15 protein-coding genes, 6 tRNA genes and 1 riboswitch are annotated in these 16,154 nt (G+C 58.7%); of the genes, 18 read left to right on the top strand and 3 right to left on the bottom strand.

The genetic code is table 11. The features are described 5' to 3' along the window. Window positions 1-33 precede the first annotated feature (33 nt). The 12 genes from recF to ACNPM8_RS03480 all read left to right on the top strand — a co-directional run bounded on the left by recF (window position 34) and on the right by ACNPM8_RS03480 (window position 8,484). Complete coding sequence (gene recF, locus ACNPM8_RS03535) at window positions 34-1,197, top strand: DNA replication/repair protein RecF (RefSeq protein WP_105658691.1); 1,164 nt, start codon at window positions 34-36, stop codon at window positions 1,195-1,197. Further along, window positions 1,190-1,747: a DUF721 domain-containing protein gene (locus ACNPM8_RS03530; RefSeq protein WP_105658690.1), complete on the top strand. Its 558-nt coding sequence runs from the start codon at window positions 1,190-1,192 to the stop codon at window positions 1,745-1,747. The genes recF and ACNPM8_RS03530 overlap by 8 nt, the downstream gene beginning before the upstream one ends. 343 nt (window positions 1,748-2,090) lie before the next feature. Continuing rightward, complete coding sequence (gene gyrB / locus ACNPM8_RS03525; protein ID WP_219844139.1) at window positions 2,091-4,094, top strand: DNA topoisomerase (ATP-hydrolyzing) subunit B; 2,004 nt, start codon at window positions 2,091-2,093, stop codon at window positions 4,092-4,094. Window positions 4,095-4,152: 58 nt separating this feature from the next. Beyond that, window positions 4,153-6,780, top strand: a complete 2,628-nt coding sequence (gene gyrA / locus ACNPM8_RS03520; protein ID WP_105658688.1) for a DNA gyrase subunit A — start codon at window positions 4,153-4,155, stop codon at window positions 6,778-6,780. After that, complete coding sequence (locus tag ACNPM8_RS03515; RefSeq protein ID WP_105658687.1) at window positions 6,777-7,385, top strand: DUF3566 domain-containing protein; 609 nt, start codon at window positions 6,777-6,779, stop codon at window positions 7,383-7,385. The genes gyrA and ACNPM8_RS03515 overlap by 4 nt, the downstream gene beginning before the upstream one ends. A 122-nt stretch (window positions 7,386-7,507) precedes the next feature. Next, window positions 7,508-7,581: transfer RNA gene (locus ACNPM8_RS03510), tRNA-Ile, on the top strand. Between the two features lie 31 nt (window positions 7,582-7,612). After that, complete coding sequence (locus tag ACNPM8_RS03505; RefSeq protein WP_219844366.1) at window positions 7,613-7,732, top strand: DLW-39 family protein; 120 nt, start codon at window positions 7,613-7,615, stop codon at window positions 7,730-7,732. Between the two features lie 7 nt (window positions 7,733-7,739). After that, a tRNA-Ala gene (locus ACNPM8_RS03500) sits at window positions 7,740-7,812 on the top strand. A 95-nt stretch (window positions 7,813-7,907) separates the two neighbouring features. After that, window positions 7,908-7,980, top strand: a tRNA-Ala gene (locus ACNPM8_RS03495). A 95-nt stretch (window positions 7,981-8,075) separates the two neighbouring features. Then, window positions 8,076-8,148 (top strand) — tRNA-Ala (locus ACNPM8_RS03490). Window positions 8,149-8,243: 95 nt separating this feature from the next. Continuing rightward, a tRNA-Ala gene (locus tag ACNPM8_RS03485) sits at window positions 8,244-8,316 on the top strand. Between the two features lie 95 nt (window positions 8,317-8,411). Further along, window positions 8,412-8,484 (top strand) — tRNA-Ala (locus tag ACNPM8_RS03480). 67 nt (window positions 8,485-8,551) lie between these two features. On the opposite strand, the gene ACNPM8_RS03475 is transcribed toward ACNPM8_RS03480, so the two are convergent. After that, on the bottom strand, window positions 8,552-9,694 hold the full coding sequence (locus ACNPM8_RS03475) for a glycosyltransferase family 4 protein (RefSeq protein WP_332502889.1): 1,143 nt from the start codon (window positions 9,692-9,694) through the stop codon (window positions 8,552-8,554). 109 nt (window positions 9,695-9,803) lie between these two features. Here ACNPM8_RS03475 and ACNPM8_RS03470 point away from each other — a divergent pair, with 109 nt between their 5' ends. After that, complete coding sequence (locus tag ACNPM8_RS03470) at window positions 9,804-10,775, top strand: bile acid:sodium symporter family protein (RefSeq protein ID WP_448939306.1); 972 nt, start codon at window positions 9,804-9,806, stop codon at window positions 10,773-10,775. Between the two features lie 129 nt (window positions 10,776-10,904). Continuing rightward, a complete protein-coding gene (locus tag ACNPM8_RS03465; RefSeq protein ID WP_105658702.1) occupies window positions 10,905-11,771 on the top strand; it encodes a DMT family transporter in 867 nt (288 codons plus the stop codon). A 6-nt stretch (window positions 11,772-11,777) separates the two neighbouring features. Here ACNPM8_RS03465 and ACNPM8_RS03460 read toward each other — a convergent pair whose 3' ends face one another. Then, window positions 11,778-11,984 (bottom strand): hypothetical protein, encoded by a 207-nt coding sequence (locus ACNPM8_RS03460; protein WP_105658684.1) that lies wholly within the window; start codon window positions 11,982-11,984, stop codon window positions 11,778-11,780. Window positions 11,985-12,155: 171 nt separating this feature from the next. Between ACNPM8_RS03460 and ACNPM8_RS03455 the strand changes: the two genes are divergently transcribed. Then, window positions 12,156-12,701, top strand: a complete 546-nt coding sequence (locus tag ACNPM8_RS03455; protein ID WP_105658683.1) for a peptidylprolyl isomerase — start codon at window positions 12,156-12,158, stop codon at window positions 12,699-12,701. 237 nt (window positions 12,702-12,938) lie between these two features. Then, window positions 12,939-13,658 (top strand): rhomboid family intramembrane serine protease, encoded by a 720-nt coding sequence (locus tag ACNPM8_RS03450; protein ID WP_332594768.1) that lies wholly within the window; start codon window positions 12,939-12,941, stop codon window positions 13,656-13,658. Window positions 13,659-14,139: 481 nt separating this feature from the next. Here the strand turns inward: ACNPM8_RS03450 and ACNPM8_RS03445 are convergent, their stop codons facing one another. Further along, window positions 14,140-14,757 (bottom strand): LysE/ArgO family amino acid transporter, encoded by a 618-nt coding sequence (locus ACNPM8_RS03445; RefSeq protein WP_388024718.1) that lies wholly within the window; start codon window positions 14,755-14,757, stop codon window positions 14,140-14,142. Window positions 14,758-14,833: 76 nt separating this feature from the next. Between ACNPM8_RS03445 and ACNPM8_RS03440 the strand changes: the two genes are divergently transcribed. Continuing rightward, complete coding sequence (locus ACNPM8_RS03440) at window positions 14,834-15,712, top strand: ArgP/LysG family DNA-binding transcriptional regulator (protein WP_388024716.1); 879 nt, start codon at window positions 14,834-14,836, stop codon at window positions 15,710-15,712. A 5-nt stretch (window positions 15,713-15,717) separates the two neighbouring features. Then, window positions 15,718-15,783: riboswitch (guanidine-III (ykkC-III) riboswitch) on the top strand. Window positions 15,784-15,794: 11 nt separating this feature from the next. Then, window positions 15,795-16,112: a DMT family transporter gene (locus tag ACNPM8_RS03435; RefSeq protein WP_105658679.1), complete on the top strand. Its 318-nt coding sequence runs from the start codon at window positions 15,795-15,797 to the stop codon at window positions 16,110-16,112. Window positions 16,113-16,154 lie beyond the last annotated feature (42 nt).

Genomic DNA, 16,154 nt, shown 5'->3' with positions numbered 1-16,154 from the left:
CCCACCCACCACCTTCTTTCTGTCAGGACCTCGGTGTATATCTCGCAGCTTTCACTCACGGGCTTCCGCTCGTATGCGCAGGCCGACGTGCACCTGGCCCCTGGGATCAACGTTCTGATCGGCCCCAACGGCGTCGGCAAAACCAATATCGTTGAGTCCGTTGGCTATTTGGCCAATCTCTCTTCGCATCGCGTGAGCAATGACGCCCCTTTGCTGCATTTCGGTTCTGAGCGCGCGCTGATCCGCGGCACCGTGCATCGCGGCCCGCAAACCACAGTGATCGAGGTCGAAATCACCAGTGGCAAGATCAATCGTGCCCGCATCAACCGGGCCAACCCGGTTCGCGCTCGGGAGATCCTGGGCATGGTGCGCACCGTGCTCTTCGCCCCGGAGGACATGGCGCTGATCAAGGGCGACCCGTCCAACCGCCGCAAGTTCTTGGACGAGCTCCTGGTAGCCCTGCGCCCGGTAGAAGCCGGCACCAAGAACGACTACGACCGCATCGTGAAGCAACGCAATGCCCTGCTCAAATCCATCCGCGGCAAGTCCAAGCTGAGCACCTCGCAGGAAAACACCCTCAAGGCCTGGGATCTGCAGTTGGCCTTGACGGGCGCTCGATTGATCCGCGGACGCCTTGACGTCCTGGCCTTGATTCGCCCGTACATGCAGGCCGCCTACGCGGATTTGGCCGATGGCGCGAAGGAAGCGCGCGCCGTCTACCGGTCCTCGCTCGAGGGCGAACTCGATGAAAACAGCCTTCCGGCAGAGGACCTTGAATCCTTGGACCAAGAAGAAATCCAGGAACTGCTGCTGAACGCCATTGAAGTTAATCGCAGTCGGGAAGTCGACCGCGGAATTTCGCTCTTTGGACCGCACCGGGACGATCTGACCCTGATCCTGGGACCGACCCCTGCCAAGGGCTATGCCTCGCACGGGGAAACCTGGTCCTTTGCCCTGGCCCTGCGCCTTGCCGCCTACCGTGTTTTCGGCGATGACGATCCGCGCCCAGGTTCCGGACCCATCCTGATCCTTGATGATGTCTTTGCCGAACTGGACACCACCCGTCGTGATCGTTTGGCGCATATCGTTGCCGGAGCCGAGCAGGTTCTGGTGACCGCCGCCGTTGTCGAAGATGTTCCAGAAGCACTGAAGGGACATTTCTTCCAGGTCTCCCCTGGCCAGGTTGTCGATGCATGAGCCATCAGAACGGGATGAACACCGCTTCGATCCAGAGATCGATGCGGCCAAAGCACTGCTCAACCGCATGCGGAAGCTCGCCGAAGAACGTGGCGAGAAGCGCATAGATGCGGCGCGCATGGACAAAGTGCGCAAGCGAAAAGCCGCCCGCCGCGGATTCGCCGCTGAAAAGCCGGAATCCGCCGAGGGGGCGATCCGCGATCCGCGCGCCATCGGCGAAGTAGTCTCCCGCTTGTCCAAGTCCCGCGGCTGGAACACCCAGGTCGCGGTCGGATCGGTACTCGGCCGCTGGCCCGACATCATTGGCGTGGAGAACGCGAAGCACTGCAAGCCGGAATCCTTTGAAGACACGGTGGTGGTGATGCGCTGCGATACAACAGCGAGAGCTGCGCAAATGCGCCTGCTCAGCCACGATATTCTGAAGAAATTCGATGCCGAGTTGGGTCCCGGGATCGTCACCGTGATCAAGGTGCTCGGGCCTAATGCTCCCTCCTGGCGCCATGGCATGCGTTCGGTGGCCGGCCGGGGTCCACGCGACACATACGGGTAGAAATTGCTGGCACGGCATATGGCGCACTCACGGACCCGGAGGGTGGATCCCCCCACACTTGATCGCCCCAACTGCCTCAGAACGTCAATTAGCAGCTTTTGGTGGGCGATTTAGGCCTCAAAGTCACCGTTTATTTTGGTCTACGCGGTAGAATTAGAGGTAGTGAAATGACTCCGCTGCGGGCTTGCCCGGCGGCGGTGTCCCTCCAGACCATGATTGCCTGACGCGCTGAATCCATTGCAGCGGGCAATCGCGCGCCAAATCCGAGGAGTTCGTAGCACCCGTGTCTACCGAAAATGCTTCACCGCAGGAACCGGCTGAAAGCCAAGCCCCCGCGGAATCGATGACTTCCAAAGTCGAACACACTTACGGCGCCCAGGATATTACCGTCCTCGAAGGACTCGAAGCGGTACGCAAACGCCCGGGCATGTACATCGGTTCCACCGGCCCTCGAGGCCTGCACCACTTGGTCTACGAAGTCGTCGACAACTCCGTCGATGAGGCGCTGGCTGGCTACTGCGACACCATCAACGTCACGCTGCAGGCCGATGGCGGCGTGCGCTGTGAAGATAACGGCCGCGGCATCCCAGTAGACATCCACCCAACCGAGGGCAAGCCAACCGTAGAGGTTGTCATGACCATCCTGCACGCAGGCGGCAAGTTCGGCGGCGGCGGCTACGCGGTCTCCGGCGGCCTGCACGGTGTGGGCATCTCCGTGGTGAACGCCCTGTCCGAGAAGGTCGACACCATCGTGCGCCGCCAGGGCCATGCGTGGCGCATCGGCTTCGGCAACGGCGGCCACACCGTCCAGGAGCTGACCAAAGGCGAAGAAACCGAGCTGACCGGCACCAGCCAGACCTTCTACCCGGATCCGGAAATCTTCGAGACCACCGAATTCGATTTCGAGACGCTTCGCGCCCGTTTCCAGCAGATGGCCTTCCTGAACAAGGGCCTGCGCATCACCCTCACCGATGAGCGAGTGCAGGACAACGAAGAGCCCGAGGCCGAGGTCGAGGAGGAAATCGAGAACCAGGTAGTCAAGCCGCGCACGGTGGACTACCTGTACAAGGACGGCCTGCTGGACTACGTCAAGCACCTGAACGCCGCCAAGAAGATCGAACTGGTCCACGACGAGGTCATCGCCTTCGAATCCGAAGATGCTGCCCGCGGCATCAGCCTGGAAATCGCGATGCAGTGGACCAGCGCCTACGCCGAATCCGTGCACACCTACGCGAACACCATCAACACCCATGAAGGCGGCACCCACGAAGAGGGCTTCCGCGCGGCCCTGACCGGCCTGCTCAACCGCTACGCACGCGATAACAAGATCCTGCGCGAAAAGGACGACAACCTCACCGGCGAGGACGCCCGCGAAGGGTTGACCGCCGTGATTTCGGTCAAGCTCTCCGAGCCCCAGTTCGAGGGCCAGACCAAGACCAAGCTGGGCAACTCGATGGCCCGAGGCTTCGTCCAGGGCGTGGTCAACGAGGAACTGGGCGACTGGTTCGAGCGCAACCCGAACGTGGCCCGCGACATCATCCGCAAGGCCCAACTGGCTTCGCAGGCCCGCATGGCCGCCCGCAAGGCCCGCGACAACGCCCGCCGCAAGTCGCCGATGGAATCCTTCGGCATGCCGGGCAAGCTCTCGGACTGCTCCTCGAAGAACCCTGCCGAGTGCGAAGTGTTCATCGTGGAGGGCGACTCCGCAGGCGGCTCCGCCAAGCGCGGACGCGACCCGCACACCCAGGCCATCCTGCCGCTGCGCGGCAAGATCCTGAACGTGGAACGTGCCCGCCTGGACCGCGCGCTGGGCAATGCCGAAGTGCAGGCGATGATCACCGCCTTCGGCACCGGCATCGGCGAAGAGTTCGACATGGCCAAGCTGCGCTACCACAAGATCGTGCTGATGGCCGATGCCGACGTGGACGGCCAGCACATCACCACGCTGCTGCTGACCTTGATCTTCCGCTTCATGCGCCCGCTGATCGAGCACGGCTACGTCTACCTGGCAGCCCCGCCGCTGTACCGCATCAAGTGGTCCAATGCGCCGCATGACTACGTGTTCACCGACAAGGAACGCGACCAGGAGCTGCTTGCCGGCCAGGCCGCCAACAAGCGCCTGCCCAAGGACAACGGCATCCAGCGCTACAAGGGCCTGGGCGAGATGGACTACTCGGAACTGTGGGACACCACCATGGATCCGGAGCACCGTACGCTGCGCCAGGTCACCATGGATGACGCGGCCGCCGCGGACGAGGTGTTCTCCGTGCTGATGGGCGAGGACGTCGAGTCCCGCCGTAACTTCATCCAGCAGAACGCCAAGGACGTGCGCTTCCTGGATATCTAGCCGGCCGCCGCCACCACAGATATCCACCGAAGACTTTTTTGACTTGTAAGGGAAGAAATTGAGCGACGAGCAAACCCCTGAGAACGCACCAATGGACGGCGAGATCATCGAGCCGGTCCCAGAAGGCGGTCGCATCGACCAGATCGACCTGCAGACCGAAATGCAGCGTTCGTACCTCGACTACGCCATGGCCGTTATTGTCGGCCGCGCGCTGCCGGATGTGCGCGATGGCCTGAAGCCGGTGCACCGCCGCGTGCTGTACGCAATGTACGACGGCGGCTACCGCCCTGAGCGCTCGTACAACAAGTGCGCCCGCGTGGTCGGCGAAGTCATGGGCCAGTACCACCCGCACGGCGACACCGCGATCTACGATGCGCTGGTCCGCCTGATCCAGGACTGGGTCATGCGCTACCCGCTGGCCCTGGGCCAGGGCAACTTCGGCTCCCCGGGCAACGACGGCGCCGCCGCCCAGCGTTACACCGAAACCAAGATGGCCCCGCTGGCCATGGAAATGGTCCGCGACATCAACGAGAACACCGTTGATTTCCAGGACAACTACGACGGCAAGAACCAGGAACCAACGGTTCTTCCGGCGCGTTTCCCCAACCTTTTGGTCAACGGCTCCTCCGGCATCGCCGTGGGCATGGCCACCAACATCCCGCCGCACAACCTGCGCGAAGTCGCCGAGGGCGTGCAGTGGTACTTGAAGAACCCGGAAGTTTCGCGCGAGGAGCTGCTCGCCGAGCTGATGCTGCGCGTGAAGGGCCCGGACTTCCCATCCGGCGCCATGATCCTGGGCACCAAGGGCATCGCCGATGCCTACCGCACCGGCCGCGGCTCGATCACCATGCGCGCAGTGGTCAACGTGGAGGAAATCCAGGGACGCACCTGCCTGGTGGTCACCGAACTGCCGTACATGGCCAACCCGGATAACCTCGCGGTGAAGATCGCCGAACTGGTCCGCGACGGCAAGATCGCCGGCATCGCCGACATGCGCGACGAGACCTCGGGCCGCACCGGCCAGCGCCTGGTCATCGTGCTCAAGCGCGATGCCGTGGCCAAGGTAGTGCTGAACAACCTGTACAAGCACACCGAGCTGCAGTCCAACTTCTCGGCCAACATGCTCGCGATCGTCGACGGGGTGCCGCGCACCCTGCCGCTGGATGGATTCATCCGCCACTGGGTCACCCACCAGATCGAAGTGATCGTCCGCCGTACCGAATACCGCCTGAAGAAGGCCGAGGAAGAAGCCCACATCCTGCGCGGCCTGCTCAAGGCCCTGGATGCCCTGGACGAGGTCATCGCCCTGATTCGCCGCTCGGCTACCACCGAGGCGGCGCGCGACGGGCTGATGGAGCTGCTGGACATCGACGAGGCGCAGTCCCGCGCCATCCTCGACATGCAGCTGCGCCGCCTGGCCGCCCTCGAGCGCCAGAAGATCCAGGATCGCCATGCCGAGCTCGAGCGCATGATCGCCGAATTCCAGGCGATCATCGCCGATCCGGCACGCCAGCGCCAGATCGTCTCCGAAGAACTGCAGGAAATCGTCGACAAGCACGGGGACGAGCGCCGTACCAAGGTGCTGATGGGCTACGACGGCGACATGAGCGTCGAAGACCTGATTCCCGAAGAGGAAATGGTCGTCACCATCACCCGCGGCGGCTACGTCAAGCGCACCCGCATCGACAACTACCGTTCGCAGGCACGTGGCGGCAAGGGCATCAAGGGCGCGAACCTGCGCGGGGACGACGTGGTGGAGCACTTCTTCGTCACCTCGACCCACAACTGGCTGCTGTTCTTCACCAACCACGGCCGGGTTTACCGCACCAAGTGCTACGAGCTGGCCGAGGCCGGCCGCGATGCCAAGGGCCAGCACGTAGCCAACGTGATGGCCTTCCAGCCGGACGAGCACATTGCCCAGGTGCTGGACCTGCGCACCTACCAGGATGCGGCCTACCTGATGCTGGCTACCCGCAACGGCTTGGTCAAGAAGACCCGCCTGGAGGATTACGACACCAACCGCACCGCCGGCGTGATCGCGATCAACCTGCGCGAGGACGATGAACTGGTCTCCGCGCAGCTGGTCAGCGAATCCGATGACGTGATGCTCGTCTCACGCAAGGGCCAGTCGGTCCGCTTCACCGCCACCGATACCGCGCTGCGCCCCATGGGCCGTGCAACCTCGGGCGTGACCGGTATGAAGTTCCGCGAAGACGATGAACTGCTGGCAGCCGACGTGGTCCGCGAAGGCTCCTACGTCTTCACCGTGACCAACGAGGGCTACGCCAAGCGCACCACCGTCGAGGAATACCGTGTGCAATCCCGCGGTGGTTTGGGCATTAAGGTGGCCAAGCTCAACGAGGAACGCGGTGAGCTGGTTGGCGCGCTGATCGTCGACGAGACCGATGAGGTCTTGGTGGTGATGGGCTCGGGCAAGGTGGTCCGCTCGGCCGTTTCGCAGGTTCCTTCCAAGGGCCGCGACACGATGGGCGTCATCTTCGCCAAGCCGGACAAGAAGGACCGGATCCTTGCGGTTGCCAAGAACTCTGAGACTGAGCTCGAAGAGAACTTGGAGGAAGATGCCGTAACGTTGGACGCAGAAAACACGATCGATGAGTCATCGGCTGTGCCAGAAAACGAATCCGGCGCGGAAAATGATGACAACACTAACGGAGGTAACGCATGAGCACGCCCTCGACGCCACGCCCCAGCGGCGGTGCCCCGAAGAGCGCAGCGCCGCGACCTACCCAGGTAAAGCGTCCAGCTCCGACCGGTACTGGCGCCCGTCCGGCTAGCGCCGGCGCACGACCAGCAGCAGGCCAGGCACGTCCAGCGGGCCAGCGCCCGACAGGAGCGCCGCAGCGCCCAACCAGCCAGCAGCGTCCGGCCAATGGCCAGGATCGCCTGGTTCGTCCAGCGCCCAAGGCGAAGGTCCGCAAGGCCCGCCTGCTGGTTTCCAAGGTGGAGCCCTTCTCGGTTCTGAAGCTGGCCTTCCTGCTCTCGGTAGCTTTCGGTGTGATCACCGTGGTTGCCGCCGTGGGCATCTGGGCTGTCTTGGATCTGACCGGAACCTTTGATGCGTTCAACCAGCTGATGCGCGAGGCCATTGGCGCCGACGGCAACTTCGACCTGCGCGACACCATGTCGCTGGGCCAGGTGGCTTCCTACGCGACGATCATCGCAGTGGTGAACGTAGTGGTAATTTCCGTGGTCTCCATGCTTGGCGCGGTGCTGTACAACATTGCTGCTTCACTGGTCGGCGGAGCCGGAGTGACCCTCACCGACGACTAGGAACACCCCAAGTCGAGCCCGGGATTCATGCTGTGATGCATGACACCCGGGCTCGATTTGTATCTTTGGGAGAACACCGGTAAAGTTTTATTTCGTTCCGAAGGGAACAAAAACAAAAGCAAGGGCGTATAGCTCAGGCGGTTAGAGCGCTTCGCTGATAACGAAGAGGTCCCAAGTTCAAGTCTTGGTACGCCCACGGAAACCTTGCTGGAGAGAAAGAGGGAGTAATGAAAAAGTTCCTGGTTCTCGCATCGATCGCGGCTGCTGCAGTAGTCTTGGTCAAGAAAGCGAAGGCTTCGTCGGAAACGAAGGAAACCTGGCATCAGGTAGCCGATAAAGTTTCCTAAAGCTTTTGGGGCCTTAGCTCAGTTGGTAGAGCGTCTGCTTTGCAAGCAGAATGTCAGGAGTTCGATTCTCCTAGGCTCCACAAAAGAAAGTGGCGGAAAGTGAAAACTTTCCGCTAATTCTTTTTGATTGATCCGGTTGGATTGGTCTTGGAGTGGAAACTTCAAAATTGAATACGGGGCCTTAGCTCAGTTGGTAGAGCGTCTGCTTTGCAAGCAGAATGTCAGGAGTTCGATTCTCCTAGGCTCCACAAAAGAAAGTGGCGGAAAGTGAAAACTTTCCGCTAATTCTTTTTGATTGATCCGGTTGGATTGGTCTTGGAGTGGAAACTTCAAAATTGAATACGGGGCCTTAGCTCAGTTGGTAGAGCGTCTGCTTTGCAAGCAGAATGTCAGGAGTTCGATTCTCCTAGGCTCCACAAAAGAAAGTGGCGGAAAGTGAAAACTTTCCGCTAATTCTTTTTGATTGATCCGGTTGGATTGGTCTTGGAGTGGAAACTTCAAAATTGAATACGGGGCCTTAGCTCAGTTGGTAGAGCGTCTGCTTTGCAAGCAGAATGTCAGGAGTTCGATTCTCCTAGGCTCCACAAAAGAAAGTGGCGGAAAGTGAAAACTTTCCGCTAATTCTTTTTGATTGATCCGGTTGGATTGGTCTTGGAGTGGAAACTTCAAAATTGAATACGGGGCCTTAGCTCAGTTGGTAGAGCGTCTGCTTTGCAAGCAGAATGTCAGGAGTTCGATTCTCCTAGGCTCCACATTTGCCAAAAGGCGGAAAGTGAAAACTTTCCGCCTTTTGCGTATCCAGAAGAAAATTCTATTTCGCTAGTGCCGGATCCGGGCCATCCGGACATGCTCATAGTGTCCAATAAGCTGCTCGCCAATGCTGTGCCAGGACCGATCCTGGACACTGCTAAGCGCAGCGCTGGCAAAAGCCAGCCGTTTCGCATCGTCATAGGCCAAGTCGCTGACCCGACTGCGCAGCTCACTAAGGTTTCCTGGCTGATAGAGCCAGCCCGTGCGCGAGGAATCCACCAGATCCAGCGGTCCCCCACGGCCTACGGCCACGACAGGCACACCACAGGCCATGGCTTCCTGAATGGTCTGGCAAAAGGTCTCTGAGGCGCCAGGATGCACAAAGATGTCCATCGAAGCCATGACCTCGGCCAAGCGTTCCCCGGAAAGGAAACCGGTGAAGTGGGCGTTGGGCAAAAGGCTGCGCAGTTCGTCCTCGAGTGGGCCGGAACCGACGATCACCAGCCGAGTATTCTCAAGACTCGCCAGGGCCTGCAGGTCCGCGACCTGCTTCTCTGCTGCCAGCCGGCCGACGTAGCCAATGACTACCTCGTCATTCGGGGCAACCGCCTGCCTGAACTGCTCGCTTCGCCGTCTTGGCGTGAACTGCGCTGTATCTACTCCCCTGCCTGAAATGGCAAGCCGCGGAACGCCCAGAGATTCGAGCTGGTGGTAGGAAAACGTGCTTGGAACCAGAGTGAGGTCCGCACCCGTGTGGATCGCTCTGACGTGCTCCCAGAGCCTCTGCGTCAGCCACGGCATTTTGTAGCGTGCCGCGTAGCTGGGAACCTCGGTCTGATACAGCGCCACGGTGGGCAATTCGAGTTCCTGTGCAGCGCGCAGAGCCTGCCATCCAAGGATGAACGGGCTAGCCAGATGAACTACGTCGACGCGCTCTCGAGCCAGCATCTTGCGCAGGCGCGCCACACTGGTGGTAGCGACCCGAACCTCGGGATAGCTTGCCAAAGGCATCGACGGAACTGTGAGGATCTTGAAGCCCTGATAGAGCTTTGGCACGCCATGGCCCGACAGCTCCCCTGCCAGCGAGCCTGCAGGGGTAATGACCACGGCCTCCTGGCCAGTCTGCCTGAGGTGATCCAGCGTCTTGAGGATTGAGTTGGTGACCCCATTGAAATGGGGAAGGAACGATTCAGCGACGATTGCTACCTTCACATCTTCAGCATGCTTTTCGTCAATTACACGCAAGTGAATATGACAAGGGTAGTGGATTAACTTCAGTTGTCTCGTTGTGGCCGCAACTCTTTAGTGGCAAAATACCTAGGTGCCCTATGAACAGTCCAGCCCTTCCGCCGCGGCGGCAAATGCCAACAAGAACGAAAAAGACTCCCGCATCGCGGTACTGCTCTTCCCTGTGCTGATTTTGCTGGGCGGACTGTGCGGAATGCTCGTTCCCCAAGCGTTCGTGGGGTTTTCCGGATGGATAAATCCCCTGCTGATGGTGATCATGTTCTGCATGGGGCTGACGCTGACCTTGCCAAACTTCGCCCTGGTGTTCAAGAACCCGTTGCCGGTGCTCGGCGGTGTCGCAGCGCAGTTCATCCTGATGCCATCCATGGGCTGGCTGGTCGCCACGCTGCTGCAGCTTGAACCTGCCTTGGCCGCCGGCCTGATCCTGGTTGGCTGCGCACCAGGAGGCACGGCATCGAATGTGGTTTCCTACCTGGCTCGAGGCAACGTCGCCCTGTCCGTTGCCATGACTTCCGTGTCGACCTTGCTCGCACCGCTGCTGACCCCGGCGCTGGCCTTGTGGCTGGCTGGCCAGTACATGCCAGTCGATGCTGGATCCATGGCCGTCAGCGTCATCAAGATCGTACTGATCCCTGTGGTCCTAGGCATCGTCCTGCGCATGCTGTTCAACCAGTTCGTGGCGAAGATCGGTGGTGTGCTGCCATGGCTGTCGGTACTAGCCATCACCTTCGTGGTGACGGTCATCGTCGCGGGCAGTGCACAGACGATTTTGACTGCTGGCCTGCTGGTCCTGGTTGCGGTCATTTTGCATAATGCCCTGGGCCTGGCTTTGGGGTATGCAATGGGTGTCCTGTTGCGCGTTCCCGAAGCTTCCCGGCGAACAATCGCCATCGAAGTCGGGATGCAGAATTCAGGCCTCGCCGGTGGGCTAGCGAAGCAATACTTCTCGCCTGAAGCCGCTCTGCCAGGTGCCGTATTCTCTGTTTGGCATAACTTGTCCGGCGCATTGATCGCAGCTTATTGGCGGAGAAAAGACGCTAAATAGCTCGAGAGGGCGGGCGCGGATAAAAGTATTCCGTCATAAGAATATCTTGATCTGTCCAAGTATTCGCCGGATCCGGCACGTTCCAAGTTCGAATGAAGCCCATGCGCTGGGAAACTGTAATCTTGGTTGGTGACCATCTTGCTTGCCTTGGTCGGAATTCTCGGGATTTCGGCATCTGGCCCCATTATTGCCGCCTTCCCTGGTGTCCCGGTTCTCTCCATGGCCTTTTGGCGCAATGGAGCTGCGGCGGCCGCGCTCAGCGCACCGGCACTGCGAAAGAACTCCAAAGCTTATCTGCAGATGACCGGGCGAGAATGGTTCTTCACCGGGGTAGCAGGTGTAGCTCTCGCACTGCATTTCGTGTGCTTCATGTATTCGATGCGACTAACCAGCGTGGCTGCTGGAACGGCACTGGTGTGCATCCAAGGTGTCTGGATCGCGATTTACCAGGTTCTTCGCGGAACCAAATATCGAACGCAGGTTTTCCTTGGCATGGGCATTGCGCTGCTTGGTGCAATCATCATCACGGGATTCGACATGGGGCTGGGACGTGATGCCATCATTGGCGACCTCTTGGCACTAGCCGGTGGCGTCTTGGCCGCTGTGTACACGCTGGCCGGATCCGTGGCTCGCAGGACCTTGGGAACTACAACGTATGCCTCGAGCTGCTATGCCATTACCGCCGCAGTGCTGCTAATCCTGTGTTTCCTGACTGGAACGCCGATTTGGGGTTTCGACGCCCGAGGATGGATGGCGATCATTCTGCTGACGCTTTGCGCGCAGATCTTTGGCCATACCGCCATGAATCATTTGCTCAGCGTGCTCGGTCCGCTCACGGTCTCGACGCTGATTCTGCTCGAGATTCCTGGCGCGGCAATCCTAGCGGCAATGTTCTTGGGGCAGGTAGTTCCTATCGCTACCTATGCCGGGTTGGCCGTGATACTTGTTGGGCTTGCCCTCGTGATTCGAGGGCAAGCCCAACCAAAAGCAGCCTAGACGGCTTTATTTGTCATCTTCGAGGATTTCGCGGATTTCTTCCACGCTGGCTTCACGCGATTCAACAGGCTCGTGCGGTTGTGCAGGAAGTGGTTCGTTTTCCCATGGATCCTCAATTGGTTTCGAGGCCTTCCACACGGCTACCAGCACTGCGACAAGTCCCGCAATCAAGCCAACGGCTAGTACTTTTCCTGCTTTGCTCTTCTTGCTCATGCATTGCTCCCGATCCGAAAAAATTCACGCTAACCGACAGTTCAAGACTAGGCAGTTCTATGCCCAGTGGCCAGCAGTATCGGACAAGCAACCTAAGAATGGTCCAAATTTTCTCTCAACGCGTACGTCAGTATTTAGCGGGTCGAGCATAGATCATGGAAGAATGAAGGCATGACCGCAAACGCAACTCATAAAGCCACGATTCACACTACTTTGGGCGATATCGTTGTCGATCTCTTCGGCAACCACGCACCAAAGACCGTAAAGAACTTCGTTGGCCTCTCGACCGGTGAGCAGGAGTGGGTACACCCAGAATCCGGTGACAAGAAGACCAACACCCCGCTGTACAGCGGAACCATCTTCCACCGCATCATTTCTGATTTCATGATTCAGGGTGGCGACCCACTGGGCCAGGGCTTCGGCGGCCCAGGCTACCAGTTCGATGATGAGATCCACCCAGAACTGAACTTCAACGAGCCTTACAAGCTGGCCATGGCCAACGCGGGCATCCGCATGGGCCGTGGAACCAACGGTTCGCAGTTCTTCATCACCACCGTTCCTACCACCTGGCTGCAGGGCAAGCACACCATCTTCGGTGAAGTCCTTGACGCTGACTCGCGCAAGATCGTTGACGCGCTGAACGCCGTTGCTACCGATGGCCGTGACAAGCCACTGGAAGACGTCGTTATCAACTCGGTCGACATCGAGACCCTGTAACAACACAGGCGCACCAACCCGAGGCTCCGACGATTCCCTAGCGGCATTGTCGGGGCCTCGAGTATTTAATCCTTCTCCCCCAACTCAAGGCAGGTACTGATGTCCTTTGGACAGGTTTTCCCAGAGGGCCAAGCAACTCCGACGTGCTATCGACACCCGCAGACGGTGTCCTATGTTTCATGCCACCGGTGCGGACGTCCGGTCTGCCCGCAGTGCCAGGTCTCTGCGCCTGTAGGTGTGCAATGCGTAGACTGCGTCGCGCAAGCCAATAAGAACCTGCCGCGGCAGAAGACCCAATTCGGTGGCCGGGCTCGATCCGGTGCTCCTGTTATCACCTACACTTTCATCGGCCTGAACGTGCTGGTGTATCTGCTGCAGTGGATCATCCCTGGATTCACCAATCAGCTTGTACTTGCGCCGGCTCTGGCCGCCTATGAGCCATGGCGCCTGATCACCAGCGCCTTTGCCCACTCCACGAGCTCCTTCTTGCACCTTGCCATGAACATGTACGGCGTCTACATCTTCGGCACCATGCTCGAACCAAGGATGGGACGGCTGCGCTTCACCTGGCTATACCTGCTCAGCGCTTTTGGCGGTTCACTGGGCGTTCTCCTGCTGAGCAACCCGATCAGCGCCACGCTCGGCGCTTCGGGCGCACTGGCAGGCTTGTTCCTCGCAACTTTCGTAGTGTTCCGTTCCAACAAGCAGGCACTTCGCTCCATGGGAATTATCCTGGCGCTGAATGTCGTTCTCGGCTTCGTTATTCCCAGTATTTCGTGGCAGGGGCATCTTGGCGGAGCGATATTGGGTATCCTCGCAGCCTGCTGCATTGTGCTGATCCCGCGAAGTAATCCACAGCGTGCGCGTACCCAGATACTTTTACTCACGGCCTTGTCGATTGCGTTGCTGGCAGCCCTTTACCTCTCCACGGAAGCAGTGAAGTGGCCCTTGGGATAGTTCGAAAAGAAGCAATGCAGTTATCCACACTGCTTATCCACACTGTTAATAACTTACAAGCGTGTAACTCTCGAGGCCTAGTGGTTATTAACAGCCCCAAGACCCCGTGATATCAGGGATATTCGCCTTGGAGTACCCAATACTCACAACCTTGTCCCCAGTTGTGGATAACTTTTTAACAACCCCTGTAGATAGTGCATATACGAATCCACCGACTGTTAATAACTTCGGGTTCGAAAGTTTAAACGAATCATGAGAATCACGGTTCAATAAGCGGAATCACGCCTTATCCACAGCCGGAATCCACAGTGTTAATAACTTACAAGCATGTCATTTCAGTTTCCAATATCCCCGTTGACCTGTACTTTATCCGAAAAATTGTGAACTCTACCCAAGTTCTCCCCAGCTGTGGATAACTTTGTGAACAACTGTTTATAAAAGTTGTTCACAGTCACTGTGGATAAGAGTGTTTGCCTGTGGATTACTTGGTGAGAACTGGCAGGATCAACATGATGGCAAAGATGAGCATGACGATTCCGATAAGTACATCAAGTACCTGCCACGCCTTGGGGTTGGCAAAGAGCGGGGCAAGGAAACGTGCGGCGTAGGCAAGTGCGAAGAACCAAGTGAAGCTGGCAATGATCGCACCAGTGGCGAAATAGGGTGCGCCTGCGGCTTGGGAAGTAGCAATTGAACCAAGAAGCAGTACCGTGTCGATATAGACATGTGGATTCAGCCAGGTGAGGGCCAACGTCGTTCCGATGATCGAGACGGCTGTTGTTGCACCGGGGAGCCCTGAGACTTTCAGCGCCTCGGGCTTCAGTGCTCGGCGGAAAGCGAAAATCGCGTAGCTTGCCAGGAAGATGAAACCGCCTATTCGCGCAATCACCAATATCCAGGGCGCTCGGTCGACAAGCGCTCCCATGCCGCTGGCTCCGGCGGCAATCAGGATCGCATCTGATAATGAGCACACCAAAGCGGTGATGAAAACATGCTCTTTCCTGATTCCCTGGCGCAGCACAAACGCATTTTGCGCACCGATGGCGACGATGAGGGACAGGCCAGTGGTAAAGCCGAAGAACAAGGATCCAGAGAGCATGTAGAAACTGTAAGAGATTAGCTGATCTGCGTCGAACTTAAGCTTCTGATTCTAGATTAGAGTTCCTAATGTGAACATGGATGTGGAACACCTCGAAACCCTGCTTGCGGTAGTTGATGCGGGAAGCTTCGACGATGCCTCGATTGATCTGGGAGTGACCGCTTCGGCCGTCAGCCAGCGCATCAAGGCCTTGGAGAACCGCCTGGGCGCAGTCCTGCTCGTCCGCAGTCGCCCGGTTAGGCCTACCGAGCATGGACTGAAAGTTCTGCGCTATGCGCGACAGATGACATTGCTCAGTGCAGAGTTCTCCAAAGAGATAGCCTCCGAAAAACTGGTCCCGATCGCCATTGGAGTCAACGCGGATTCGCTCTCCACTTGGTTCGGTCCGGTATTCTACGAGCTCGCGAAGTTCGAAGACCTCTCCTGTGAAATAGTGCGTACCGATGAAAACAGGGGACTGGAGCTACTTCGAACCGGTCGCGTCAGCGCTGTGGTCACCAATGCGGAGGAGAATATCCAGGGATGCATCAGTGACAAACTGGGTGCACTGCGCTATCGCGCAGCAGCGCCAGCTTCGGTGGTCGAACGCCATGTACCTACTGGGGCCGTGGAAGAGCTCATTCGCACTCCGATGGTGGTCTTCGATCGTGAGGATCCCCTGCAGCATGAGATGCTCCAGCGGGTTGCCGGGGCTAAAGCGCGACCGGAAGGCCAAGTCCACCATGTTCCAGATTCCATGCAGTTCGTTGCGGCCATAGAAGCGGGGATGGGGTGGGGGATGGTTCCAGAAACGCAGCTGCAGAAAGCCAGCGGGCTGCAGGTACTCAACGAGCAATGGTTTATCGATGTGCCACTGTATTTTCAGCGCTGGGCTGTGGACTCGCAGATCCTCGCGAGGATAGGTGGCATTTTGGTCACAGCCGCGAGACAGCAAGGCCTGCATTTGCTAGCCTGAGGTGGTCACCAGCAATCATTGCTTGGACCCGGACGAGGGAGCCGTACCCGGAGCGCGACAAGACGGCCAGAAAGTATCTGGCATGCATTGGGTAATTTTGATCGTTTCCGGACTATTCGAAGCGGTATGGGCCATCGCTCTTGGCATGAGCGAGGGGTTCTCCAAACTCGTTCCGACCATCGTCTTCTTCGCGGCGCTGGTTGTGTCCATGGGTGGACTGGCCTACGCCATGAAGGAAATCCCCGTCGGCACTGCATATGCCATCTGGGTAGGCATCGGAGCCTCGCTTGCCGTCATTTACTCGATGGCCACCGGACAGGAAGCCTTCAGCGTACTGAAGATGGTCTTCATTCTCGGATTGGTTGGTTGCATCATCGGCTTGAAAGCCGTCAGCCACTAATATCAAAAGCCGCCATTAAACAACTTCGCCGGCCCCCACAGC

Source organism: Glutamicibacter sp. AGC46 (assembly GCF_053543715.1).
Note: the sequence above shows the minus strand (reverse complement) of the source record. Positions and strands in the feature narration are given on the sequence as shown.

What these genes read in the sequence shown, in the direction of transcription:
- ACNPM8_RS03515 (WP_105658687.1), top strand. Translation starts at nt 6,777, where the DNA reads ATGAGCACGCCCTCGACGCCACGCCCCAGCGGCGGTGCCCCGAAGAGC.
- ACNPM8_RS03445 (WP_388024718.1), bottom strand. Translation starts at nt 14,757, where the DNA reads ATGCTCTCTGGATCCTTGTTCTTCGGCTTTACCACTGGCCTGTCCCTC.
- ACNPM8_RS03455 (WP_105658683.1), top strand. Translation starts at nt 12,156, where the DNA reads ATGACCGCAAACGCAACTCATAAAGCCACGATTCACACTACTTTGGGC.
- gyrB (WP_219844139.1), top strand. Translation starts at nt 2,091, where the DNA reads ATGACTTCCAAAGTCGAACACACTTACGGCGCCCAGGATATTACCGTC.
- ACNPM8_RS03435 (WP_105658679.1), top strand. Translation starts at nt 15,795, where the DNA reads ATGCATTGGGTAATTTTGATCGTTTCCGGACTATTCGAAGCGGTATGG.
- ACNPM8_RS03460 (WP_105658684.1), bottom strand. Translation starts at nt 11,984, where the DNA reads ATGAGCAAGAAGAGCAAAGCAGGAAAAGTACTAGCCGTTGGCTTGATT.
- ACNPM8_RS03440 (WP_388024716.1), top strand. Translation starts at nt 14,834, where the DNA reads ATGGATGTGGAACACCTCGAAACCCTGCTTGCGGTAGTTGATGCGGGA.
- ACNPM8_RS03505 (WP_219844366.1), top strand. Translation starts at nt 7,613, where the DNA reads ATGAAAAAGTTCCTGGTTCTCGCATCGATCGCGGCTGCTGCAGTAGTC.
- ACNPM8_RS03530 (WP_105658690.1), top strand. Translation starts at nt 1,190, where the DNA reads ATGCATGAGCCATCAGAACGGGATGAACACCGCTTCGATCCAGAGATC.